This window comes from Streptomyces sp. NPDC101237, from assembly GCF_044767465.1.
GTDB classification, from domain to species: domain Bacteria; phylum Actinomycetota; class Actinomycetes; order Streptomycetales; family Streptomycetaceae; genus Streptomyces; species Streptomyces gramineus.
In genome coordinates this window covers 129,993-154,448 of the sequence record NZ_JBIWNY010000017.1, presented here as the reverse complement: position 1 = coordinate 154,448, position 24,456 = coordinate 129,993, and the positions used below count along the sequence as shown (strand labels likewise).

The 24,456-nt window shown below is 70.3% G+C and carries 18 protein-coding genes and 2 tRNA genes; 3 read left to right on the top strand and 17 right to left on the bottom strand.

Going from position 1 to position 24,456, the window contains the following annotated elements; translation table 11 throughout:
- Positions 1 to 49: 49 nt before the first annotated feature.
- From ACIRQ9_RS25630 to ACIRQ9_RS25580, 11 genes are all read right to left on the bottom strand, one after another.
- Positions 50 to 1,555, bottom strand: coding sequence for a CHAD domain-containing protein (locus ACIRQ9_RS25630; RefSeq protein ID WP_404177842.1), 1,506 nt, complete (start codon positions 1,553 to 1,555; stop codon positions 50 to 52).
- Positions 1,556 to 1,717: 162 nt separating this feature from the next.
- On the bottom strand, positions 1,718 to 2,917 hold the full coding sequence (gene rodA / locus ACIRQ9_RS25625; RefSeq protein ID WP_404177962.1) for a rod shape-determining protein RodA: 1,200 nt from the start codon (positions 2,915 to 2,917) through the stop codon (positions 1,718 to 1,720).
- 28 nt (positions 2,918 to 2,945) lie between these two features.
- A complete protein-coding gene (gene mrdA, locus ACIRQ9_RS25620; protein ID WP_404177839.1) occupies positions 2,946 to 5,198 on the bottom strand; it encodes a penicillin-binding protein 2 in 2,253 nt (750 codons plus the stop codon).
- A gap of 94 nt (positions 5,199 to 5,292) precedes the next feature.
- Positions 5,293 to 5,967, bottom strand: coding sequence for a rod shape-determining protein MreD (mreD, locus tag ACIRQ9_RS25615; protein WP_351319398.1), 675 nt, complete (start codon positions 5,965 to 5,967; stop codon positions 5,293 to 5,295).
- Positions 5,968 to 5,983: 16 nt separating this feature from the next.
- Positions 5,984 to 6,988, bottom strand: a complete 1,005-nt coding sequence (mreC, locus tag ACIRQ9_RS25610) for a rod shape-determining protein MreC (protein WP_404177836.1) — start codon at positions 6,986 to 6,988, stop codon at positions 5,984 to 5,986.
- A 176-nt stretch (positions 6,989 to 7,164) separates the two neighbouring features.
- Entirely contained in the window at positions 7,165 to 8,184 is a 1,020-nt protein-coding gene (locus ACIRQ9_RS25605) for a rod shape-determining protein (RefSeq protein WP_046734341.1), read from the bottom strand.
- A 327-nt stretch (positions 8,185 to 8,511) separates the two neighbouring features.
- A complete protein-coding gene (gene ndk / locus ACIRQ9_RS25600; protein WP_351319394.1) occupies positions 8,512 to 8,925 on the bottom strand; it encodes a nucleoside-diphosphate kinase in 414 nt (137 codons plus the stop codon).
- Positions 8,926 to 8,992: 67 nt separating this feature from the next.
- Entirely contained in the window at positions 8,993 to 9,358 is a 366-nt protein-coding gene (locus tag ACIRQ9_RS25595) for a DUF4233 domain-containing protein (protein ID WP_404177832.1), read from the bottom strand.
- 2 nt (positions 9,359 to 9,360) lie between these two features.
- A complete protein-coding gene (locus ACIRQ9_RS25590) occupies positions 9,361 to 10,899 on the bottom strand; it encodes a bifunctional folylpolyglutamate synthase/dihydrofolate synthase (RefSeq protein WP_404177828.1) in 1,539 nt (512 codons plus the stop codon).
- 84 nt (positions 10,900 to 10,983) lie between these two features.
- A complete protein-coding gene (locus ACIRQ9_RS25585) occupies positions 10,984 to 13,428 on the bottom strand; it encodes a SpoIIE family protein phosphatase (protein ID WP_404177825.1) in 2,445 nt (814 codons plus the stop codon).
- A gap of 163 nt (positions 13,429 to 13,591) precedes the next feature.
- Positions 13,592 to 16,222, bottom strand: a complete 2,631-nt coding sequence (locus ACIRQ9_RS25580) for a valine--tRNA ligase (protein WP_404177822.1) — start codon at positions 16,220 to 16,222, stop codon at positions 13,592 to 13,594.
- Between the two features lie 137 nt (positions 16,223 to 16,359).
- On the opposite strand from ACIRQ9_RS25580, the gene ACIRQ9_RS25575 reads away from it, so the two are divergent.
- Positions 16,360 to 17,334 (top strand): hypothetical protein, encoded by a 975-nt coding sequence (locus ACIRQ9_RS25575; RefSeq protein WP_404177819.1) that lies wholly within the window; start codon positions 16,360 to 16,362, stop codon positions 17,332 to 17,334.
- A gap of 68 nt (positions 17,335 to 17,402) precedes the next feature.
- On the opposite strand, the gene clpX is transcribed toward ACIRQ9_RS25575, so the two are convergent.
- The 5 genes from clpX to ACIRQ9_RS25550 form a co-directional block, all read right to left on the bottom strand.
- The gene (gene clpX, locus ACIRQ9_RS25570; RefSeq protein WP_404177816.1) at positions 17,403 to 18,689 is read right to left on the bottom strand and encodes an ATP-dependent Clp protease ATP-binding subunit ClpX; all 1,287 of its coding nucleotides are present in this window, start codon (positions 18,687 to 18,689) and stop codon (positions 17,403 to 17,405) included.
- A gap of 189 nt (positions 18,690 to 18,878) precedes the next feature.
- A complete protein-coding gene (locus tag ACIRQ9_RS25565) occupies positions 18,879 to 19,544 on the bottom strand; it encodes an ATP-dependent Clp protease proteolytic subunit (RefSeq protein WP_404177813.1) in 666 nt (221 codons plus the stop codon).
- 72 nt (positions 19,545 to 19,616) lie between these two features.
- On the bottom strand, positions 19,617 to 20,222 hold the full coding sequence (locus tag ACIRQ9_RS25560) for an ATP-dependent Clp protease proteolytic subunit (RefSeq protein ID WP_404177959.1): 606 nt from the start codon (positions 20,220 to 20,222) through the stop codon (positions 19,617 to 19,619).
- 364 nt (positions 20,223 to 20,586) lie between these two features.
- Complete coding sequence (tig, locus tag ACIRQ9_RS25555) at positions 20,587 to 21,975, bottom strand: trigger factor (protein ID WP_404177810.1); 1,389 nt, start codon at positions 21,973 to 21,975, stop codon at positions 20,587 to 20,589.
- A 186-nt stretch (positions 21,976 to 22,161) separates the two neighbouring features.
- A tRNA-Pro gene (locus tag ACIRQ9_RS25550) sits at positions 22,162 to 22,238 on the bottom strand.
- A 163-nt stretch (positions 22,239 to 22,401) separates the two neighbouring features.
- Between ACIRQ9_RS25550 and ACIRQ9_RS25545 the strand changes: the two genes are divergently transcribed.
- Positions 22,402 to 22,472, top strand: a tRNA-Gly gene (locus ACIRQ9_RS25545).
- A 184-nt stretch (positions 22,473 to 22,656) separates the two neighbouring features.
- Here the strand turns inward: ACIRQ9_RS25545 and ACIRQ9_RS25540 are convergent.
- Entirely contained in the window at positions 22,657 to 22,851 is a 195-nt protein-coding gene (locus ACIRQ9_RS25540) for a hypothetical protein (RefSeq protein ID WP_404177807.1), read from the bottom strand.
- A gap of 462 nt (positions 22,852 to 23,313) precedes the next feature.
- Between ACIRQ9_RS25540 and ACIRQ9_RS25535 the strand changes: the two genes are divergently transcribed.
- Positions 23,314 to 24,453 (top strand): acyltransferase family protein, encoded by a 1,140-nt coding sequence (locus tag ACIRQ9_RS25535; protein WP_404177804.1) that lies wholly within the window; start codon positions 23,314 to 23,316, stop codon positions 24,451 to 24,453.
- Positions 24,454 to 24,456: the final 3 nt, after the last annotated feature.

Sequence of the window (24,456 nt, the reverse complement as noted above, 5' to 3'; positions counted from 1 at the left end):
GGGTGGTCATCCAGCGTAGCGCGCCCGGCGGTGTCCCCCGTACGCCCGTTCAGACGCGCGCATCCTTCCTGATCTTGCGCCAGGTGCCCGGTGTCCTCGCCTCCGCCTCGGCGGCCCGCCGCTCCTCGCGGCCGTACAGCAGCCCGTAGGTGAACGCGCTCTCGCCGGCCGCGTGCGCCACCGCGGACAGTTCGCGCAGGGTCCGGCGGGCCATGACGCTGTCCTGGTGCTCGCCGAGCAGGGACTGGAGCGACTTCATGGAGGTGACCAGTGCCTTCGCGGGGCGGCCGAGGGCGGGGCGGGCCGCCTCTGCGGCGTAGCGGGTGCGCTTGGCCTTCTTGCGGGCCTCGTGCAGGCCGAGGTCGCGCTGTTGGCCGGGGGGCTGGGCCATGGCGGTCTCGATCAGGCCGGTCACCTTCGCGAAGTCCCGGCGTACGGCCTTGGCGAGGACCTTCTCCGGGTCCCCGGCGGCCGCGGGGCGCAGCGGCGGGTCGGCCAGCAGGGCGTCCAGGGCGTCCAGCAGGGCGAGGTGGCGCCGGGAGTCGAGGACGCCGGCGAGCCGGCCGCGGGAGCCGCGGGCGCCGGCGTCGGCCCAGGCCCGCAGCCGGTCGTGGACGGGTCCTGAGACGAGCGGGCCGGGGACCTCGGCCAGGGCGGTGAGCAGGCGGTCGGCGAGGACCTCCTGGTCGCGGCCGGCGCCGAGTTCCGCGGCGAGCCACTTCAGTTCGTCGGCGAGCGGGTCGGTGATCCGCCGGTCGAGGACCTTTCCGAAGGTGCGGAAGGTGCTGCGCAGCCGCCGGGTGGCCACGCGCATGTCGTGGACGCCCTCCTCGGTGTCCAGGCGGACGGCGGGGTCGAGGGCGACGATCGCGTCCCGCTGGGCGCGGACGTAGGCGAGGACGAGGGCGCCGGCGGTGCCGGGGGTGCCGGAGTCGTGGACCCGCGGGTGCGGTCTGCCGCCCTTGGTCGCGGCCAGGGCCCGCTCCAGCTTCGAGGCGGACTCCGAGGGCCGTACGCCCGCCTTGCCCAGCCGCTTCTCGACCTTGTCGAGGAAGGCCGGGTCGCCGCCGTCGGCGAGTTCCACCTCGATCTCGGTCCACTGCGCCTTGCCGGTGCCGCCGAAGAGCCGTTCGGCGCGGACGTGGTCGACGCTCACCTCGGCGAGCAGGGTGCCGTCGGCGTCGACGAGGTGGCGGATGTCGCGGGTGGTGCGCAGGCGGATCACCGGGACCAGCCGGCCCTCGCGGACCCGGGAGCGGGTCAGGCCCGCCAGTTCGGCGGGGAGGGCGTCGGAGAGCGGGGCGTGGATCTCGTCGCGGACTCCGGGGGCCACCGGGAGTTTGAGGTGCCAGCCGGCGTCGGTGCCCCCGGTGCGGTGGCGCAGGGTGACGCGGGCCGAGGCGAGTCGCAGGTCGGAGGTGTCGTGGTAGGTGGCGTCGAGTTCGGCGGTGCCCTTGTCCACGACGTTCGCCACGCCGGCGACGCCGGTCAGGTCGGGCAGCCCGCTCTCGTCGGATTCGTACTTGCGCTCGATCTCACGCTTCGTATCCGCCATGAACCGAATCTAATCGCCCTGGCGTCGCGGGGACAGCGGGCCCGGGAGGTGAATCCGGGGTGGCACGAAGACGAGGGCGAGGTGAACAACCGGCAGACGGCTCTTTCGCCGCATACCGGGTGTTCCCCTCGCCCTCGTCCGCGCCTGGTACCGCGGTCCTCCTCAGGCCGACATCGGGCGCTGCACCCTGATCGACTGCAGCAGCCCCACCGCCACCCACACCGCGAACATGGACGAGCCGCCGTACGACACGAACGGCAGCGGCAGGCCGGTGACCGGCATGATGCCGAGGGTCATGCCGATGTTCTCGAACGCCTGGAACGCGAACCAAGCGACGATGCCGGCCGCCACGACCGTGCCGTACAGCTCGGTCGTCTCGCGGGCGATCCGGCAGGCGCGCCACAGGACGACGCCGAGCAGCACGATGATCAGGCCCGCGCCGGCGAAGCCCAGTTCCTCTCCCGCCACCGTGAAGACGAAGTCGGTCTGCTGCTCGGGCACGAACTGGCCGGTGGTCTGCGAGCCGTGGAAGAGGCCCGCGCCGGTCAGTCCGCCGGAGCCGATGGCGATCCGGGCCTGGTTGGTGTTGTAGCCGACGCCGGCCGGGTCGAGTTCGGGGTTGGCGAAGGCCGCGAAGCGGTTGATCTGGTACTCGTCCAGGATGTGCAGCTGCCAGACCGCGATCGCGCCGAGCAGGCCGGTCGCCAGCAGGCCGAAGATCCAGCGGTTGGAGGCGCCGGAGGAGAGCAGCACGGCCAGGATGATGATCACCATGACCATGACCGAGCCGAGGTCGGGCATCAGCAGCACGACCAGGATCGGCACCGAGGCCAGGCCGAGCGCCTGCAGCACCGTGCGGTGGTCGGGGTACTTCTTGTCGCCGGCGTCGACCCGGGCCGCCAGTATCATCGCCATCCCCAGGATGATCGTGATCTTGACGAACTCGGACGGCTGGAGCGAGAAGCCGCCGCCGAGCACGATCCAGGAGTGCGCGCCGTTGACGGTGGAGCCCAGCGGGGTGAGCACGGCGAGGATGCCGAGCAGCGACAGGCCGTACAGGATCGGCACCGCGTTGCGCAGCTGCCGGTGGCCGATCCAGACCGTGCCGATCATCAGGGCGAGCCCGATGCCGGTGTTCATCAGGTGCCGGAGCAGGAAGTAGTACTGGTCGCCCTGGTTGATCTCGGTGCGGTTGCGGGTCGCCGAGTACACCAGCAGGGAGCCCAGCAGGGACAGCGCGAGGGCCGCCATCAGCATCGGCCAGTCCAGGCGGCGGGCCAGCGAGTCCCGGGCGAAGACCCGGGTCCAGCCGGCCCGCGCGGGACCGTATCCGGAGACGGAGAAGCTGTTGGCCCCGGTCATGCCGCGGCCCTTTCGTCGCACACGCACGTCACGTCAGCATCCTCCGGCTTCCCCTCTTGCGCGCCCGCCTTCGGGTGTCGCGGTTGCCCGAGGACGGCGAGGGCGAGGTGGCCGGCGTCGGCTGGCCGCTGCCGTCGCCCTTGTCGCCCTTCTGGGTCGCCTGGAAGTCCTTCGCCGCGTCCTTGGAGACCTTCGGGGCGGCGATGGTGCCGTCCGGGCGGACCTTGGGCAGGCCCTGCTGCGGGGTGTAGAGCAGTGCCTTGTTCTTGTCGATGGAGCCGTCGGCGCCGACGCCGTACAGCGCGCTGTAGATGTTGCGGACCGCCTCACCGGAGGCACCGGAACCGGTTCCGGCCTGGGCGATGGTCATGATGACCGTGTAGTCCTTGGAGTACGTCGCGAGCCACGAGGTGGTCTGCTTGCCGTAGACCTCGGCGGTACCGGTCTTGCCGTGCAGGGCGATCTTGTCCTGCGGCCAGCCGCCGAACTTCCAGGCGGCGGTACCGCGGGTGATGACGCCCGCGAAGGCGTCGTCCATGCCCTTGAGGGTGGCCTGGCTGACGGGCAGCTTGCGGATCGGCCTGGGCTTGATCTCCTGGACGGTTCTGCCGTCGGCGCTGACGACCGCCTTGCCGATGGTCGGCTGGTACTCGGTGCCGCCGTTGGCCACCGCGCCGTAGATCATCGCCTCCTGGATCGGCGTGACGAGCGTGTCGCCCTGGCCGATGGAGTAGTTGATCTCGTCACCCTCGCGCATCTTGTTGCCTTCGAGGCAGTTCTCGTACTCGATCTTCTCGACGTACGAGCCGTCCTTCTTGCCGGACTTGCACCAGGCGTCCTTGTTGGCGTTCCAGTAGTCGAGCTTCCACTGGCGGTCGGGGACGCGGCCGGTGACCTCGTTGGGGAGGTCGACGCCGGTCTCCTTGCCGAGGCCGAACTGGTGGGCCGTCTTGAAGAACCAGTCCTTGGGCTGGTTCTTCTTCGGGTTGATGCCGCCGTCCTTCTTCCACTCGCTGTCGGCGAGGCCGTAGAAGACGGTGTCGCAGGACACCTCCAGGGCGCGGCCGAGCGAGATCGGGCCGAAGTTCTCGCCCTCGAAGTTCTTGAAGACCTGGCCGCCCACCGAGTAGGAACTCGTGCAGGGATATCCGCCGTCCCAGACGTAACCGGCCTGGACCGCGGCGGCCGTGGAGACCACCTTGAACGTCGAACCGGGCGCCGCCTGACCCTGTATGGCCCTGTTGAGCAGCGGGTAGTCGGAGTTCTTGCCGGTGAGGGCCTTGTAGTCCTTGGCGGAGATGCCGCCGACCCAGACGTTCGGGTCGTAGGTGGGCGCGGAGGCCATGGCCACGATCCGGCCCGTCTTGGCCTCCATCACGACGACGGCGCCGGAGTCGGCCTTGTAGTTCTGGCTGGTGATCTTGTCGTACTGCTGGCGGGCGACCTTCATCGCCTTGTCCAGCTCGTACTCGGCGACCCGCTGGACGCGGGAGTCGATGCTCGTGACCAGGTTGGAACCGGGCTGGGCGGCGTCGGACTTGGCCTTGCCGATGACCCGGCCGAGGTTGTCCACCTCGTAGCGGGTGACGCCGGCCTTGCCGCGCAGTTCCTTGTCGTACTGGCGCTCCAGGCCGGAGCGGCCGACCATGTCCGAGCGCAGGTAGGGCGAGCTGGAGTTCTGGGCCTGCTGGATCTCGTCGTCGGTGACCGGGGAGAGGTAGCCGAGGACCTGCGAGGTGTTGGCCTTGCCGGGAGCCGGGTAGCGGCGCACGGCCTCGGGCTCGGCGCTGATGCCGGGGAAGTCCTCGGCGCGCTCGCGGATCTGCAGGGCCTGCTTGGCGGTGGCCTCGTCGGTGATCGGGATCGGCTGGTAGGGCGAACCGTTCCAGCAGGGCTGCGGGGTCTTGGAGTCGCAGAGGCGGACCTTCTGCGTGACGTCGGTGGGGTTCATCCCGAGGACGCCCGCGAGCTTGGTGAGGACCGCCTTGCCGTCGTCCTTCTGCTTGAGCAGGTCGGTACGGGAGGCGGAGACCACGAGCCGGGTCTCGTTGTCGGCGATGGGGACTCCGCGCGCGTCCAGGATCGAGCCGCGCACGGCGGGCTCGACGACCTGCTGGACGTGGTTGCCTGAGGCCTGCTTCTGGTACTCGGCGCCCTCCCGGATCTGCAGGTACCACAGGCGCCCGCCGAGCGTGCCGAGCAGGGAGAGGACCAGGATCTGGATGACGACGAGACGGATCTGGACCCGTGTGCTCCGACCGGTCTCGGGAATGTTGGTCACTGGGTTGCCTCCCCCTCTCCGTGCTGTACGTACGTGTCATATACGACGAAGCTGTGGGCCGCGTCGCCGGGCGGCCGGGTGAACTCCCCCGCGCTCACAGCCGCTTGACCCCCTTGATGCGGCCGACGCGCACATTGCGGGTGCGGGCTCTGGCCTTCAGGGAGCCGAGGCCGCCGCGCTGGCCGCCGATGCGCAGTCCGGTGCCGGAGGAGAGCCAGCCGGAGGAGATGTCGCCGCTCTTGCCGGAGTTGGCCTCGGTCAGCGGGTCGCTGTCGGCGCGGCGGGCCAGCCACATGATGCCGGGGACCACGAACGGGGCGAGCAGCAGGTCGTAGAGGGCGGCGGTGATCAGCAGGCTGGTCATGCCGACGTGCCGGGCGGCGGTGTCGCCGACGAGGGCGCCGACGCCCGCGTACAGCAGGGTGGAGCCGACGGCGGCGGCGACCACGACGAGCATCGGCCCGGTCGCGGACTTCAGGCGGCCGTTCTCCGGCTTGATCAGGCCGGCGCAGTAGCCGACGACGCAGAGCACGAGGGCGTAGCGGCCGGCCGCGTGGTCGGCGGGCGGGGCGAGGTCGGCGAGGAGTCCGGCGCCGAAGCCGACGAGGGCGCCGCCCACGTGGCCGTAGACCATGGCGAGGCCGAGGACGGTGAGCAGCATCAGGTCGGGGACGGCGCCGGGGAGGTGGAGACGGGCCAGGACGCTCACCTGGATCACCAGGGAGACGACGACGAGGGCGGAGGAGAGCAGGATCCGGTTGACGCGCATGAAAAGGATTCAGCTCCTACCGCTGGGCGTTGGTGTCGGTCTCGTCGGTGGCCGAGTCCGTCGCGGACTCCGTGGCCGAGGCGGTGCCCGAATCGGACGCCGTGTTGGCGCTCGCGGACGGGGTGACCGTGACGGTCACCGTCGGGGTCGGTGTCGGCTTCGGCTTGGTGGGGAGCACCTCGTCGCGCGGGTCCTTCTTCGGCGCCTCGACGACCACGCCGACGATGTCGAGCTTGGTGAAGGAGACGAACGGCGTGACGTAGAGGGTGCGGGTGAGACCGCCGTTGGACGGGTCGACGCCGGTGACGGTGCCGACCGGGACCCCGGGCACGAAGGGCCGGTCGGCCTCGGAGCCGAAGGTGACGAGCCGGTCGCCCTTCTTCACCTCGGCCTTACCGTTGAGGAGTTCGACGCGCAGCGGGCGGTCGCCCTGGCCGGAGGCGAAGCCGAGTTCGTCGCTGCCCTCCATCCGGGTGCCGACGGTGAAGTCGGGGTCGTTGGCGAGCAGCACGGTGGAGGCGTCAGGGCCGACGGTGGTGACCCGGCCGACCAGGCCGCTGCCGTTGAGGACGGTCATGTCGCGCTTGATGCCGTCGTTGGCGCCGACGTCGATGGTGATGGTCCAGGAGAAGCCCTGGGCCGACCCTATGGCGATGACCTGGGCGCCCTTGATGCCGTACTGGCCCTCGCCGGCCATCTTCAGCATCGAGTCCAGCTGGTTGAGGCGGCTGCGGTTGCGGTCGTCGCTGCCGAGCTTCGCCTTGAGCGTCGCGTTCTGCTTCTCCAGCCGGGCCAGCCGGTCGTGCCGGTCGTCGGAGTCGCGGACGGCGGAGACGGCGTTGCCGACCGGGTCCACCACCGACGACATGCCGTTCTCGATCGGGCCGAAGGCCGCGGCCGCGGCCTGTCGGGCGCCGTCGACCGGGGAGTTCCTGCCACCTCGGATGTCCACCGTGATCAGCGCGAACGCGATCGCGATCAGCAGCACCAGGAGCAGCCGGCTCTCTTTCGTGTCCCTCACGTGCGGCGGCCGTGCCTTCCTCGATAGGAAATTGCGGGGAGCTGTCTTCAGGAATAGGGGGTTGTTCTTCGGTAAAACGGTGAGCGCAGAGGCTCGTTGGTGGAGCCTATGCCTCCATATCAACGATCCGCCGCACGAGAGGGGCTCGTCTCGTACGGCGGAATCGAAGAGTCACGTCATCTGCGCGGCTGGGCGTCCAGGACCTGCTGGAGCGCCTCGAACTCCTCGACGCACTTGCCGGAGCCGAGCGCCACGCTGTCCAGCGGGTCCTCGGCGATGTGGATGGGCATGCCGGTCTCCCGGCGCAGCCGCTCGTCCAGGCCGCGCAGCAGTGCTCCGCCGCCGGTCAGAACGATTCCCCTGTCCATGATGTCGCCGGACAGCTCCGGCGGGCACTTGTCCAGCGTCGTCTTCACGGCGTCCACGATCGCGTTGACGGGTTCCTCGATCGCCTTGCGGACCTCGGCGGCCGAGATGACCACGGTCTTCGGCAGGCCGGAGACCAGGTCCCGGCCGCGGATCTCGGTGTGCTCGTCGGAGTCCAGCTCGTACGCCGAACCGATCGTGATCTTGATCTGTTCGGCCGTGCGCTCACCGAGGAGGAGGCTGTACTCCTTCTTGATGTGCTGGATGATCGCGTTGTCCAGCTCGTCGCCCGCGACGCGGATCGACTGGGCGGTGACGATGCCGCCCAGGGAGATGACCGCGACCTCGGTGGTGCCGCCGCCGATGTCCACCACCATGTTGCCCGTGGCCTCGTGGACCGGCAGGCCGGAGCCGATGGCCGCGGCCATGGGCTCCTCGATGATGTGCACCTGGCGGGCACCGGCCTGCGACGACGCCTCGATCACCGCGCGGCGCTCGACTCCGGTGATGCCGGAGGGCACGCACACGACGACCCGCGGCCGCGCCAGGTAGCGCCGCTTGTGGATCTTGAGGATGAAGTAGCGGAGCATCCGCTCGGTGATCTCGAAGTCGGCGATCACGCCGTCCTTCAACGGGCGCACGGCGACGATGTTGCCGGGCGTGCGCCCGATCATCTTCTTCGCCTCCGCGCCGACTGCCAGGATTCCACCGGTGTTCGTATTGATCGCGACGACGGACGGCTCGTTGAGTACGATCCCGCGACCCCTGACGTACACCAGCGTGTTGGCGGTCCCGAGGTCGACAGCCATGTCACGGCCGATGAACGACATTGAGTTCCCCATCAGGATTCGTCTGGCCTTCCTGGGAGCTTTTGAGGGCATATCAGGTCGGCGAAGTGGGTGCTGTGACGTGAAGGCTTCCATGGTAGACGCGCCTGCACGAACACTGCGCGAGGGTCTTCGCCATTGTCAGCACGTACGGAGCCGTCTCGCTTGTGGAGACGGTCCGACGGGGGCACTCGTTCCCCCGATCGGCACGCATATGCCGAGGGACGGCCGAAATCATCCGGCCGTCCCAGGTCACATGGACCGCCGGACTGACACCCCGTCAAAAACGTCCACGAAAAATCCTCGCGGGGCGCGTCGGCCCCGGACGGGCTACGCGCGGCCCGGGAAGAAGATCTTGATCTCGCGCTCCGCGGACTCCTCGGAGTCGGACGCGTGGATCAGGTTCTCGCGCACGATCACACCGAAGTCGCCGCGGATGGAGCCGGGCGCGGCGGCGATCGGGTCGGTGGGACCGGCCAGCGCGCGGACGCCCTCGATGACGCGCTCGCCCTCGGCGATCAGGGCGACGACCGGACCGGAGGCCATGAACTCGACCAGCGGCTCGTAGAACGGCTTGCCGACGTGCTCGGCGTAGTGCTGCTCCAGCGTCGCCCGCTCCAGGGAGCGCAGCTCCAGCGCGGTGATCCGCCAGTCGGCCTTGCGCTCGATACGGCCGATGATCTCACCGGTCAGGCCGCGACGGACGGCGTCGGGCTTGAGCAGGACGAGGGTGCGCTGAGTCACGTGAGGGCTCCTTCGCGGTACTTACGTGTGCGGTGAGGAGAGGCTACAGGGCAGGTCCGGACGCCCGTCACGCAGTGTCAGCTCCGGAGGCCGGGGGTCCGTCGGCCTGCGCGGCGAAGCGGGCCTTCGCCTCGTCGATCTTCCGGCCGTAGTGCACCGACGCCCACCACAGGGCCGCGAAGACCAGGCCGAGGAAGTACATCGTCGGCACGAAGACGCCGGAGGCGACCAGCGCGATCTGCAGGGCCCAGCCGAGCGCCACCCCGCCGGGCCGGGTGATCACGCCGCACAGGGCCAGGCACAGGACCATCGCGATGCCGCTGACCAGCCACACCGTGGCGGTGGACAGGTCGGGGTCCTTCATGGCGACCAGCGCGGCGAAGCCGATGACGAAGAACTCGCCGATCAGGGTGGAGGAGCAGAGCGTCCGCACGGTCAGGACCTCCCCAGCAGCAGCCGGGCCTCGCCGACCGTGATGACCGAGCCGGTGACCAGCACTCCGGCGCCCGCGAACTCGCCCTCCTCCTCGGCCAGCGTGATCGCGGCCTCCAGGGCGTCCGGCAGCCGCGGCTCGACCTGCACGCGTTCCTCGCCGAACACCTCGACGGCGATCGTGGCCAGCTCGTCCGCGTCCATCGCGCGGTGGCTGGAGTTCTGGGTGACGACGACCTCGGCGAAGATCGGCTCGAAGGCCTCCAGCAGGCCCCGGACGTTCTTGTCGGCGCTGGCTCCCACCACGCCGATCAGCCGGCTGAAGTCGAAGGCCTCACCCACCGCCTCGGCGGTGGCACGGGCGCCGGCCGGGTTGTGCGCGGCGTCCAGGACGAGGGTGGGAGAGCGCCGTACGACCTCCAGCCGGCCCGGCGAGGTGACCGCCGCGAACGCCTTGCGGACCGTGTCGATGGCGAGCGGCTCGGGCCGCTGGGCGCCGACGCCGAAGAACGCCTCGACGGCGGCCAGCGCGACGGCCGCGTTGTGGGCCTGGTAGGGGCCGTGCAGGGGGAGGTACACCTGGTCGTACTCGCCGCCGAGGCCGCGCAGGGTGAGCAGCTGGCCGCCGACGGCGACCTGGCGGGCGACCACGCCGAACTCCAGGCCCTCCCGGGCCACCGTGGCGTCCACCTCGACGGCCTTCTTCAGCAGCACCTGGGCCGCGTCGACGGGCTGCTGGGCGAGGATCACGGTGGCGTCCTGCTTGATGATCCCGGACTTCTCGCCGGCGATCTCGGCGGTGGTGGTGCCGAGCCGGTCGGTGTGGTCGAGGTCGATCGGGGTGACGACGGCGACGTCGCCGTCGATCACGTTGGTGGCGTCCCAGGTGCCGCCCATGCCGACCTCGACGACGGCCACGTCCACGGGGGCGTCCGCGAAGGCCGCGTACGCCATCCCGGTGAGGACCTCGAAGAAGGAGAGCCGGTACTCCTGCCGGGAGTCGACCAGCTCCACGTACGGCTTGACGTCCTCGTAGGTCTCGATGAACTTCTCGGCGCTGATCGGCGCGCCGTCGAGGCTGATGCGCTCGGTGACCGACTGCACGTGGGGGCTGGTGTAGCGGCCGGTGCGCAGGTCGAAGGCGCCGAGCAGGGCCTCGATCATGCGGGCGGTGGAGGTCTTGCCGTTGGTGCCGGTGATGTGGATCGAGGGGTACGACCGCTGCGGGTCGCCCAGGACGTCCATGAGGGCGGCGATCCGGGTGACCGACGGCTCCAGCTTGGTCTCGCCCCAGCGGGTCGCGAGGTCCGCCTCGACCTCCCGCAGGGCCCGGTCGACCTCGGGGTCCTCGGGGCGGGCGGGGACGTCGTCCTGCGGCGTGGGTCCCTGGGTACGCAGGGTCCGGCTGCCGGCCTCGATCACCGCGAGGTCGGGGTCGCGGTCCGTCTCGGCCGCGACGATGCCGTCGAAGTCGTCCTCGACGCGGTCGTCGGAGCTGTCGTCGAAGCTGTCATGGGGGTCGCGCGGGGGCAGGTCACTCACGCCACCAGTCTACGGAGCCCGGCGGCCGCCCGGCGGCCCAGGAGGTCCGGAGGCCGCACCGGGAACGCGGGGGCCGGGCGGGGGCTAGGCGTCGGCGGGCGGCAGGGACTGCTCGCACCAGATGGTCTTGCCCGCGGAGGTCTGCCGGGTGCCCCAGCGCTGGGTGAGCTGGGCGACCAGCAGCAGGCCGCGGCCGCCTTCGTCGAAGACCCGGGCCCGCCGCAGGTGCGGGGCGGTGCTGCTGCCGTCGGAGACCTCGCAGATCAGCATCGCGGTGTCCCGGATGAGCCGCAGCCGGATCGGGGAGCCGCCGTAGCGGATGGCGTTGGTGACCAGCTCGCTGACCACCAGTTCGGTGGTGAACGACAGGTCCTCCAGCCGCCAGGCGCCGAGCTGGTCGGTGGTGAGGGTCCGGGCCCGGGCGACGTGCTCGGGGTCCGCCGGGACCTCCCAGGTGGCCACCCGGTCGCCGGGCAGGGCGTGGGTGCGGGCCAGCAGCAGCGTGACGTCGTCGGCGGGCTCGCCCTCGCGGAGCATGGCCACCACGTGGTCGCAGGTGGCCTCCAGCGACTCCCCGGGGGCCGTCAGGGCGCGCCGGAGCCGGTCCAGGCCCTGGCTGAGGTCGAGGTCGCGGGAGTGCACCAGGCCGTTGCTGAACAGCGCGAGGGTGGTGCCCCCGGCGAGGTCCAGCTCGGTCGTCTCGAACGGCAGCCCGCCGAGCCCGAGCGGCGGTCCCGGCTGGCCGGGGGCCTTCTCCACGACACCCTGCGGTGTGATCACGAAGGGCAGCGGATGGCCGGCGCTGGCGAGGGCGCAGCGCCGCGACACCGGGTCGTAGACGGCGTACAGGCAGGTCGAGCCGACCTCTCCGGCCGGTTCCGGGGCGCCGTCGTCCAGGTGGAGGACGAGGTCGTCCAGGTGGGTGAGGAGTTCCTCGGGCGGCAGGTCGACGTCGGCGAGGGTGCGGACCGCGGTGCGCAGCCGCCCCATGGTGGCCGAGGCGTGGATGCCGTGGCCGACGACGTCGCCGACGACCAGGGCCACCCGGGTGCCCGACAGCGGGATCACGTCGAGCCAGTCGCCGCCGACGCCGGCCCGGGTGCCGGTCGGCAGGTACCGGTAGGCCACCTCGACGCTCGGACGCTCGGGCAGGTCGTGCGGGAGCAGACTGCGCTGGAGCGCCAGCGCGGTCTCCCGTTCCCGGGTGTAGCGCCGCGCGTTCTCGATGGCGGCCGCGGTCTTGGCGGCCAGTTCCTCGGCGTCGGAGAGGTCGTCCTCCTCGAACGGCGGGGAGCCGCGGGTCCGCCAGAAGGCGATCACTCCCATCGGCACGCCCTGCGCCGACAGCGGCGCGGTGATCAGCGAGCCCATGCCGTAGGCGAGGAGCGCTTCCGCGCTGCGGTCGTCGGTGGCCCAGCCCTCGGGGGCGACCCGCAGGTCGGAGTGGAGGGCCGCGCGGGCGCCGGGGGCGGCCCGGCTGGGCGCGGCGGGGGCGCCGACGGGGTCCAGGGGCGAGTGGTCGCCGATGCCGCCCCTGGCGACCCGGCGCAGCACGGTGGTGCCGTCGGCGTTCTCCGGCTCGCCACCGGTCAGGACGGCCGCCGCCAGGTCGACGGTGACGTGGTCGGCGAAGCGGGGGACGGCGACCCGGACGAGTTCGTCGGCGGTCCGCCGCACGTCGAGGGTGTTGCCGAGGGCCGTACCGGCGTCGTAGAGGAGTCTGAGGCGGCGGTGGCTCTTCTCCAAGGAGGCCGCCATGGTGTTGAACGCCGTCTCCAGCTGTCCGATCTCCCGCCGGCCCGAGGGCGGCACGCGGGCGGTCAGGTCGCCGGCGGCGAGCCGGGTCGCGGTGCCGGCCATCCGGCGGACCGGCCAGACGATCACGCGGGTGACGTAGGCGCCGTAGCCGACGATCAGCACGACCGCCCCGGCGACCCCGATGGACGCCCCGAGGGCCAGCCGTTCCATCCGGTGCTCCAGGGCGTGCTCCTGCCGGTCGATGACGACGCGCTCGCCGCCGAGATAGCTCCGGAGCGCGCTGCGCAGCTCCTCGACGCGCCGCCGGCCGTCGCGGGTGCGTGCCGTGCTGGTCGCGTCCCGGTCGCCGCGCCGGACCGCGTCGACCAGCGGGACCGAGTAGTCGTCGATGAAGGACTGCCCGGACCGCTGGATCTGCTGGGCGAGCCGGCGCTGGGAGTCGGAGGGGCTCATGGCGACGAGCCGTTGCGCCTGCACGGGGAACGCGGCCCGCCCGGCCCGCCAGGGTTCGAGGAACTCGCCCTGCCGGGTGATGACGTAGCCCAGCTGCCCGCCCTCCATGTCGAGCACGGTCTTCTCGACGGCGCCCGCCTGGTCCAGCGCGGGCCGTCCCGCGCGGGCGGTCTCCAGGGAGCCGCGCGCGTCCTGGATGGCCCACAGCAGCATCAGGAAGACGACGCCGATCAGTACCGCGAGGACGGCGCCGGTGACAGCCGTCAGAGGGACCAGTCCTCCGTGCGGAGGTGTCCTCCTTCGGCCCCTGCGCAGCATGCGGACGCCCTCCGCCACATAGCGTCGAAACGGAACATCCAGGCTATGTCCCTACTTTTGGATTGTAGGGCGGTGGCCGGTCCGCGCTTGGTGACGGACGAAGCGCGCAGGCGTCCGGCGGCCCGGGGACGGGCTGCCGGACGCCTGCGCGGGGCGTGCGGGGTCAGGCCTGCGGGAGGCGGTCCAGCTGGGCCTGGATACGGGCGATGTCCTCGTCCGCCTTGGCCAGCCGGCCGCGGATCTTGTCCACCACGTTGTCCGGGGCCTTCGCCAGGAACGCCTCGTTGCCCAGCTTGGCCGTGGCCTGGGCCTTCTCCTTCTCGGCCGCCGCGAGGTCCTTGGCCAGCCGCTTGCGCTCGGCCGCCACGTCGATGGTGCCGGAGAGGTCGAGGGCGACCGTGGCACCGGCGACCGGGAGGGTGGCGGTGGCCGCGAAGGCGTCGCCCTCCGGCTGGAGGCGCAGCAGCTGGCGGATGGCCGCCTCGTGCGGGGCCAGGGCCGTGCCGTCGAGGGTGAGGCGGGCCGGGACCCGCTGGCCGGGCTGCAGGCCCTGGTCGGCCCGGAACCTGCGGACCTCGGTGATGACGGACTGCAGGGACTCGATCTCCCGCTCCGCCGCCTCGTCGCGGAAGCCGCTGTCGGCCGGCCACTGCGCGACGACGACCGACTCGCCGCCCGTCAGCGTCGTCCACAGGGTGTCGGTGACGAAGGGGACCACCGGGTGGAGCAGCTTCAGGGTGACGTCGAGGACCTCGCCGAGGACCCGCTGGGAGACCTCGGCGGGCCGGCCGCCGGCCTGGAACGTCGTCTTGGACAGCTCGACGTACCAGTCGAAGACCTCGTCCCACGCGAAGTGGTAGAGCGCGTCGGACAGCTTCGCGAACTGGAAGTCGTCGTAGAACGCGTCGACCTCGGCGACCGTCTCGCCCAGGCGGGAGAGGATCCAGCGGTCCGTCGCCGACATCTCGGCCGGCTCGGGCAGCGGGCCCTGGACCGTGGCGCCGTTCATCAGGGCGAACCGGGTGGCGTTCCAGATCTTGTTGGCGAAGTTGCGGGAGGCCTGCACCCAGTCCTCGCCGATCGGGACGTCGGTGCCGGGGTTGGCGCCGCGGGCCAGGGTGAAGCGGACGGCGTCGGAGCCGTACTTGTCCATCCAGTCCAGCGGGTCGACGACGTTGCCGAAGGACTTCGACATCTTCTTGCCGCGCTCGTCGCGGACCAGGCCGGTCAGCGCGATGGTGCGGAAGGGGACCTCGCCGTCCATCGCGTACAGGCCGAACATCATCATCCGGGCGACCCAGAAGAAGATGATGTCGTGGCCGGTCAGCAGGACGTCGGTGGAGTAGAACTTCCGCAGGTCCGCGGTCTGTTCGGGCCAGCCGAGGGTGGAGAAGGGCCACAGGCCGGAGGAGAACCAGGTGTCCAGGACGTCGGTGTCCTGCTTCCAGCCCTCCGCCTCGGTGCCGGGCGGCTGCTCGTCGGGGCCGACGCAGACGACCTCGCCGTCCGGGCCGTACCAGACCGGGATGCGGTGGCCCCACCACAGCTGGCGCGAGATGCACCAGTCGTGCATGTTGTCGACCCAGTCGAAGTACCGCTTCGACATGTCCTCGGGGTGGATCCTGACCCGGCCGTCGCGGACCGCGTCGCCCGCGGCCTTCGCCAGCGGGGCGACCTTGACCCACCACTGCATGGACAGCCGCGGCTCGATGGTCGTGCCGCAGCGCGAGCAGTGGCCGACGGAGTGGACGTAGGGCCGCTTCTCGGCGACGATCCGGCCCTGCGAGCGCAGCGCGGCGACGATCGCGGACCGTGCCTCGAAGCGGTCCAGACCCTCGAAGGGGCCGTGGACGGTGATGACGGCGCGCTCGTCCATCACGGTGATGGACTCCAGGCCGTGCCGCTGGCCGATCGCGAAGTCGTTCGGGTCGTGGGCCGGGGTGACCTTGACGGCACCCGTGCCGAACTCGGGGTCGACGTGCGTGTCGGCGACGACGGGGATCGTACGGTCCGTCAGCGGGAGCTTGATGCGCCGGCCGACCAGGTGCCTGTACCGCTCGTCGTCGGGGTGGACGGCGACGGCGGTGTCGCCGAGCATCGTCTCCGCGCGGGTGGTGGCGACGACCAGCGTCTCCTCGCCCTCGCCGTAGGTGATGGAGACCAGTTCGCCGTCGTCCTCCTGGTACTCCACCTCGATGTCCGAGATGGCCGTCAGGCAGCGCGGGCACCAGTTGATGATGCGCTCGGCGCGGTAGATCAGCTCGTCCTCGTAGAGCCTCTTGAAGATGGTCTGGACGGCCTTGGACAGGCCCTCGTCCATCGTGAAGCGCTCACGGTCCCAGTCGACGCCGTCGCCGAGCCGGCGCATCTGGCCGAGGATCTTGCCGCCGTACTCTTCCTTCCACTGCCAGACCCGCTCGACGAACTCCTCGCGGCCGAGGTCCTGGCGGGACTTGCCCTCCTCGGCGAGCTGCTGCTCGACCTTGTTCTGGGTGGCGATGCCGGCGTGGTCCATGCCGGGCAGCCACAGGGCCTCGAAGCCCTGCATGCGCTTGCGGCGGGTCAGCGCGTCCATCAGCGTGTGCTGGAAGGCGTGGCCCAGGTGCAGGGAGCCGGTGACGTTGGGCGGCGGGATGACGATGGTGTACGCGGGCTTGTCGCTCTTGGCGTCGGCCGCGAAGTAACCGCGCTCCACCCAGCGCTCGTACAGCGGCCCCTCTACGTCGGCCGGCGCGTACTGGGTCGGCAGTTCGGTGCTGGGCGCTGTGGGCTGCTGATGAGCGTTCTCGGTCACGGGGCTCAGTTTAGGGGTGTCTCGGTGCTGTCCCGAAACGCCTTTGTTCTGTAACGGTGCGCACCCCCGCGCCGTCGGGCTCCGTCGGCTGGGACAGGATGTCAGGAACACATAAGCATCTGGAGGGGAACCCAGAGATGAGTCACAACCAGCCGGGCCCGTACGGGGAGCCGCCGCGGCAGCCTGGGCCCTACGGACAGCAGCCGGGTCCGTACGGCCAGCCGCCGCAGGCGCCCCAGCCCGGCTACGGCTACCCCCAGCAGGCTCCCCCGGCCGCCCCGCCGCAGCCGGGACCCTACGGGCAGCAGCCGCCGCAGCCGGGCTACGGCTACCCGCAGCAGGGCGTTCCCCCGCAGCCGAACCCGTACGGCCAGCAACCCCCCTACGGCCAGCCTCCCTACGGCGTTCCGCAGCCGCCCGCTCCGGGGGGCGGGAAGAAGAAGACGGGGCTGGTCATCGGGGCGGTGGCGGTGGTCGCCGCCGTTGCGGTGGGCGCGTACTTCGTACTGGCCGGGGGCGGCGGTGGCGAGGGCATCAAGGACGACGGCGCGCACAAGCTGACGACGCCGGCGACGGTCATCGACGGGACGTACAAGAAGTCGGACAGCTCCGGTTCCTCGGACGGGCTGACCGACTCCGATGTCTCGGACTTCGAGAAGATGGGCGTGAAGAACCCGAAGGCCGTCAGCGCCGGATACGGCAACGGCTCGGGCCTGACGACGAAGAGCCTCTCGTTCGCCGGGGTCTACGGGACGATCGACGACCCGGATGCCGTCGTCGACGCCATGTTCGCCAAGGTCAAGTCCGAGGCCGAGAAGAGCGGCTCGTCGGACAAGAGCAAGCTGGTCGGCAGCCCCGAGACGGTCGAGCCGGCGGGCTTCACCAACGGCGTCATGAAGTGCCAGGTGATACAGGTCGACAACAGTGCCGGTGGCTCCGCGGGTGAGCCGAAGACCCTCAAGTCGCCCATGTGCATATGGGGCGACCACAGCACCGTCGGCATCGTCTCGGCGTTCAGCTTCGCCAATCTGGCCGGGAGCAACGGCAACCTGGTCGCCGACAACGCGCGGCTCACGGCCAAGCTGCGGAACGAGGTCCGCGTCAAGCTCTGACGCCGAACGACGCAAGGGGCCCCGGTCGCGGTCGACCGGGGCCCCTTGCGTCGTTCGTCGTACGGGGGTTACGCCGACTTCTGCTCCCCCGGGCCCCGGCCGCGCGCGTCGCGCGGGATCAGGGTCGGGTTGACGTTGGAGTGGACGACGTCGGCGGTGATGACGACGCGGGCCACGTCCTTGCGGGACGGCACCTCGTACATCACCGACATGAGGACTTCCTCCATGATGGCGCGCAGGCCGCGCGCGCCGGTCTGGCGGAGGATGGCCTGGTCGGCGATGGCCTCCAGCGCCTCGCGCTCGAAGTCCAGCTCCACGCCGTCCAGTTCGAACAGCCGCTGGTACTGCTTGACCAGCGCGTTGCGCGGCTCGATCAGGATCTGGAGCAGGGCCTCGCGGTCCAGGTTGTGCACGGAGGTGATGACGGGCAGCCGGCCGATGAACTCGGGGATCATGCCGAACTTCACCAGGTCCTCGGGCATGACGTCCTCGAACTGGTCCTTGGACTGCAGCTCGCGCTTGGAGCGGATGGTCGCGCCGAAGCCGATGCCCTTGGCGCCCGCCCGGGACTCGATGATCTTCTCCAGGCCCGCGAACGCGCCGCCCACGATGAACAGCACGTTCGTCGTGTCGATCTGGATGAACTCCTGGTGCGGGTGCTTGCGGCCGCCCTGCGGCGGGACCGACGCGGTGGTGCCCTCCAGGATCTTCAGCAGGGCCTGCTGCACGCCCTCGCCGCTGACGTCCCGGGTGATGGACGGGTTTTCACTCTTCCGCGCGACCTTGTCGATCTCGTCGATGTAGATGATCCCGGTCTCGGCCTTCTTGACGTCGTAGTCGGCCGCCTGGATCAGCTTGAGGAGGATGTTCTCGACGTCCTCGCCCACATAGCCCGCCTCCGTCAGCGCGGTCGCGTCGGCGATCGCGAACGGGACGTTCAGCATCCGGGCCAGGGTCTGCGCCAGGAGCGTCTTGCCGGAGCCCGTGGGGCCCAGCAGCAGGATGTTGGACTTCGCCAACTCGATGGCGTCCTCGCGGCTCTGGCCGCCGCCGTTCTCGCCGGCCTGGACCCGCTTGTAGTGGTTGTACACCGCGACCGAGAGGGCCTTCTTGGCGGCCTCCTGGCCGACCACGTAGCCCTCGAGGAACTCGTAGATCTCGCGGGGCTTGGGGAGTTCCTCCCACCGCACCTCGCTCGTCTCGGCGAGCTCCTCCTCGATGATCTCGTTGCAGAGGTCGATGCACTCGTCGCAGATGTACACACCGGGCCCTGCGATGAGCTTCTTGACCTGCTTCTGGCTCTTGCCGCAGAACGAGCACTTGAGCAGATCGCCGCCGTCACCGATGCGTGCCACGGTGTGCTTCCCCTTCGCCTGGGAGACGCCTGGACTCTTCCGAATCCAGCGGCTCCTGGTGCTGCCTTATGTCGACGGTACCTTGCCGGGACCCCCGTACGGGCCCCCCTTGGCACGGTTCACTTTGACGTGCACCTTGCCGAGCCCGCGGTGGAACCGGGCCAAGGGCGGCAGAGACTACATCCTCTGTCAGCGGACGTCAGCGTTGTTCATCTTCCGGGTGGAGATGATCTGGTCCACGATGCCGTAGTCGAGCGCTTCCTCGGCCGTGAGGATCTTGTCGCGCTCGATGTCCTCGCGGACCTGCTCGACCGGCCGGTTGGAGTGCTTGGCCAGCATGGTCTCCAGCTGGTCACGCATGCGCGTGAACTCCTTGGCGATGATCTCCAGGTCGGAGAGCTGGCCGCGGCCCGTGGAGCCGGCCGGCTGGTGGATCAGGATCCGGGAGTTCGGCAGCGCCATGCGCTTGCCGGGGGTGCCGGCGGCCAGCAGGATCGCCGCGGCGGACGCCGCCTGGCCCATGCAGACCGTCTGGATGTCGGGCTTCACGAACTGCATCGTGTCGTAGATCGCCGTGAGGGCGGTCATGTCGCCGCCCGGGCTGTTGATGTAGATCGAGATGTCCCGGTCGGGGTCCATCGACTCCAGGCACAGCAGCTGCGCCATGACGTCGTTGGCGGAGGCGTCGTCGATCTGGACGCCGAGGAAGATCACGCGCTCCTCGAAGAGCTTCGCGTACGGGTCGTACTCGCGGATGCCCTGGGAGGTGCGCTCGACGAAGCGCGGGATGACGTAGCGGGCGTCGGGCCGGGGCCCGTCGTAGCGGGCGTCAGCGGCGCCGGGAATGTTGCTCATGAGGGTGTTCACCGTCCTGGTGGCGTTCGGGGGCTGGAGTCTCGGCGGGGCGTGGCGTGGCGGGGCCTGGTGTCAGGCGCCGGTGCCGCCGCCTCCCGGAACACCGGAGGCATGCGTGATGATCTCGTCGATGAGACCGTACTCCTTGGCCTCCTCCGGGGTGAACCAGCGGTCGCGGTCGCCGTCGCGGACGATCGCCTCGACGGTCTGGCCGGAGTGCTGCGCGGTCAGCTCGGACATGCGCTTCTTGGTGCGCAGCAGGTACTCGGCCTGGATCTTGATGTCCGAGACCGTACCGCCGAGGCCCGCGGAGCCCTGGTGCATCATGATGTCGGCGTGCGGCAGCGCGAAGCGCTTGCCCGCGGCACCGCCGGTGAGCAGGAACTGGCCCATCGAGGCGGCCATGCCCATCGCGATGGTCACCACGTCGTTCGGGATGTACTGCATGGTGTCGTAGATCGCCATGCCGGCCGTCACCGAACCACCGGGGCTGTTGATGTAGAGGTAGATGTCCTTGCCGGGATCGGCCGCCAGCAGCAGCAGCTGCGCGGTGATCTTGTTCGCGATGTCGTCGTCGACCTGCTGGCCGAGGAAGATGATCCGCTCGCCGAGCAGCCGGTTGTAGACCTGGTCGCCGAGGCCACCACCGAAGGAAGTGTCGCCGGCGGCGGAGGGCATCAGATTCGTCACGTATCCACCTGCTCGTCTTACGACGGCGCCGGGCCGTCTCACGTTTCCGTAGCCGGGGGCTTGGCTGCCCTCGTACTCATGGACCCTAACGCGATGGTCCCTTCGGGGAATCCCGGTAAGAGGGCTGTTCGCCGGGGGCGTAGCGGCAACGCCGGTGGCCGACGGCCGCTGGTCGTGGTCGTGTCGCGCGTGGGCGCGTGCGGGCGCGTCGTGGTCGCTCGCGCGGTTCCCCGCGCCCCCTGGGCTCCGGCCGCGCCCCCCCAGGCGGCGCGGCCGGAGCCCGGGGGGATGACGAAGGGGCCCCCGGGATGGTCCCAGGAGCCCCTGTACGCCGTTACGGGCGCCGTGGGGCTCAGCCCTCGGACTTCTCCTCGGCGGCGGCGTCCGTGGCCTCGGCGGCGGCCTCGGGGGCCTCCGTCTCGTCCTCGTCCTCGTCGTCCAGGTCGACGATCTCGCCGTTGGTGTCCTTCACCGTGGCGGCCTCGACCACGACGGCCAGGGCCTTGCCGCGGGCGACCTCGCCGACCAGGAGCGGAACCTGGCCGCCCTCGACGACGGCCTGGGCGAACTGGTCGGGGGACATGCCGGAGGAGGCCGCACGCCGCATGAGGTGCTCGGTGAGCTCCTCCTGGTTGACGTTCAGCTTCTCGACCTTGACCAGCTCGTCGAGGACGAACTGGGTCTTGATGCCCTTGACCGCGGCTTCCTTGGTCTCGGCCTCGAACTCCTCGGCGGTCTTGCCCTGGATCTCGAGGTACTTCTCCAGGTCGAGACCCATCTGGCCGAGCTGGTGGTGCTCCAGGTTGTGCTTGCGGGTGTTGATCTCGTCCTCGAGCAGCTTCTCGGGGACGGGCACCTCGACGAGCTCCAGGAGCTTCTCCAGGACGCGCTCCTGGGCCTGGGTGGCCTGGTCGTACGTCTTCATGTTGGCGAGGCGCTTGCGGCTGTCCTCGCGAAGCTCGTCGAGCGTGTCGAACTCGGAGGCGAGCTGCGCGAACTCGTCGTCCAGCGCGGGGAGTTCGCGGGCGGCGACCTGGGTGACCTTGACGGTGACCTCGGCCTCGCGGCCGGCCGCGGAGCCGCCCTTGAGCTCGGAGGAGAAGGTGGCCTCGCCACCGGCCTCCAGGCCCTTCACGGCGTCGTCGAGGCCATCGAGCAGCTCGCCGGAGCCGATGGTGTAGGAGACGCCGTTCGCGATGCCGTCCTCCAGCACCTCGCCGTCGACCTTGGCCTCAAGGTCGATGGTGACGACGTCGCCGTCCTCGGCGGCCCGCTCGACCGGGGAGGTGGAGGCGAAGCGCTCGCGGAGCTGCTCCACGGACTTCTCGATGTCCTCGTCCGTCACCTCGACGGCGTCCACCTCGACCTCGATGCCGGAGTAGTCCGGGATCTCCAGGGAGGGGCGGATGTCGACCTCGGCGGTGAAGTTCAGCGTCTCGCCGTCCTTCAGCTCGGTGATGTCGACCTCGGGCTGGCCCAGCGGGTTGAGCTCGGCCTCGTTGACCGCCTCGGTGTAGAACTTCGGCAGCGCGTCGTTGACGGCCTCCTCCAGCACCGCCCCGCGGCCGAACCGCTGGTCGATGACGCGGGCCGGGATCTTGCCCTTGCGGAAGCCCTTCACCGTGACCTGCTGGTTGATCTTCTTGTACGCCGCGTCGAGGCTGTCCTTGAGCTCCTCGAAGGGCACCTCGACAGTGAGCCGAACCCGGGTCGGGTTCAGGGTCTCCACGGCGCTCTTCACGGTTCGGTCTCCTTGTGGCTGACTGCTTGGGTTCTGCCGGCGCCAGAGGGGCCCGGCGGACTTTCGCCGCCCGGAGGAGTTCGTAGGCCGCCGTGCGGGGGCCGGGACACACGGGCCAGCAGCTTGCATAGTAACCGCAGCCGCTCAGCGCCCCAAAAGGCGATCAAGACGGACGCCGTCATCCGGTGGTCGGGGTGGCGGGATTTGAACCCACGGCCTTCCGCTCCCAAAGCGGACGCGCTACCAAGCTGCGCCACACCCCGTTTCGGTGCGACACGTAGGGTACATGCCCGGGCCGCCCGCGTCGGCCGCTTTGTTCACCCGCGCCGACGCCACATCCGCGCAGACCAACACGTTGGCCTCAGCGGCGGACGACCCGCTACGATGCCTCCTGTGCCGCGGTCACGGACCTGCGGCGCATGACGTGCGGGCGTAGCTCAATGGTAGAGCTTCAGTCTTCCAAACTGACTACGCGGGTTCGATTCCCGTCGCCCGCTCTGCGTGCCGAAGGCCCAGGTGAGAGGTTCCGACCTCGCCGCCCGGGCCTTCGGTGCGTCCGGAGCCGGTCAGGCCGGGCCGCGCGGCGGCCCAACGGGGCGGCCGGACGGCGTACAGGGCGTACGGAATCCACGCCCCGCGCACCCGCACCCGCACGCGCGCCCGCGCGCGCCCGCGCGTGGCTCAGAAGCTGATCGAGTTGATGGTCTGCGCTATGGAGTCGAGGAAGCGCTGGATGGAGGGGGCCATCCCGGTCGACGCGAGGAAGAAGCCGAACAGGATGGCGACGACCGCGGGACCGGCCTTGATGTTCCCCCCTCTGATCAGCACTACCAGGATGATCGCCAACAGCAGCACCACAGACAGTGAAATGGCCACAACTGATCACGCCCTCGGTCGGTTCCGCTCTCCCGGCCCGGGGGTACTGCCCCGCACCCCCGCCAGGACCATCGTGCCACCAACCCGGCCGCACTATGCGGCCCGTGACACAACGTCGACAACTCACCGCCCACCGGCCCCCGCCCGCACAGTAATTCGACGCCCCGCGCGATGGTCGAGCCGCGCCGATCGGCGCACTTGGTTTCGTTGTCCACACAACACGTGCGCAGCCAATTCGAATTGTTGACACAGGCATCACAAGGCGGGTCCACCTGCGGGCGTTATGCGCCAATTAGTCGGGATGAATAAGGACATCACGGGTGTAAGTGCCGCATGAAACCGCATGAACACAGGAGTCGGCCGCGGAAATCGAACCGGCGGCTCACCGGCGGTCACGGCGGATATCCGGCATTCGCAAGGGTGGTTTTACGAAATCCCACAGGCGGAGCTAGGGTGCCTCAGATGTTTGCCGCCGACACGTCCCCCGGCCAGAACCCCGCACCGCGTCCTCCGGCCCGGCCGCCGGCGCGGGGACAGCGCGACGCGTTCTTCGACAACGCCAAGTACCTGGCGATCGCGCTCGTCGCGATGGGGCACTCCTGGGAGCCGCTGAAGGGCGACAGCCGCGTCCTGGAGGCGCTGTACTGCGTCGTGTACGCCTTCCACATGCCGGCGTTCATCATCATCTCCGGCTACTTCTCCCGGAACTTCGACATGCGCCCGGACCGGCTGAAGCGGCTGGTCACCGGTGTCGTCGTGCCGTACGTCCTGTTCGAGACCGGCTATTCGCTGTTCGAGCGGTACGTCAACGACTCCCCCGGCCAGGACATCAGCCTGCTCGACCCCTGGTACCTGACCTGGTTCCTGTGCGCGCTGTTCGTCTGGCGGCTGACCACGCCGGTCTGGCGGGCGGTCCGCCATCCGCTGCCCCTCGCCTTCGGCGTCGCGATGCTGGCGTCCGTCTCCCCGAGCATCGGCGACGACCTGGACCTCCAGCGGGTCCTGCAGTTCCTGCCCTACTTCGTGCTCGGCCTGTGCCTGCGGCCCGAGCACTTCGCGCTGGTCCGCCGGTGGCCGGTGCGGATCGCCGCGGTGCCGGTGTTCGCCCTCGCGCTGGCGTTCTCCTGGTGGTCGGTGCCGCGGATGAACACCGCCTGGTTCTACCACCGGGACTCCGCGCAGGAGCTGGGTGTGCCGTGGTGGTGCGGGCCGGTCATGGTGCTCGCGATGTTCGGCTGCTCGATGGTGCTGACGGCCGGTTTCCTGTCCTGGGTGCCGGGCCGCCGGATGTGGTTCACGGCACTGGGCGCGGGCACGCTGTACGGCTACCTGCTGCACGGTTTCGTCGTGAAGTACGCCGACCACGCGGGCTGGTTCGACCCGCGGTGGCTGCACGGCCCGCGCGGCGAGATCCTCGTCACCGTGATCGCCGGCACCGTCGTCACGCTGCTGTGCTCCGCGCCGGTCCGGCGGGTGTTCCGGTTCGCCATGGAGCCGGACATGGCGTGGGCGTTCCGGCAGGACGCGGCGGAACTCGCGCGCGGCCGGCAGAGCCCCCGCGAGCGCGAGGGCCAGGACGGCCGCAGGACCGCCGGCGTCTGATTC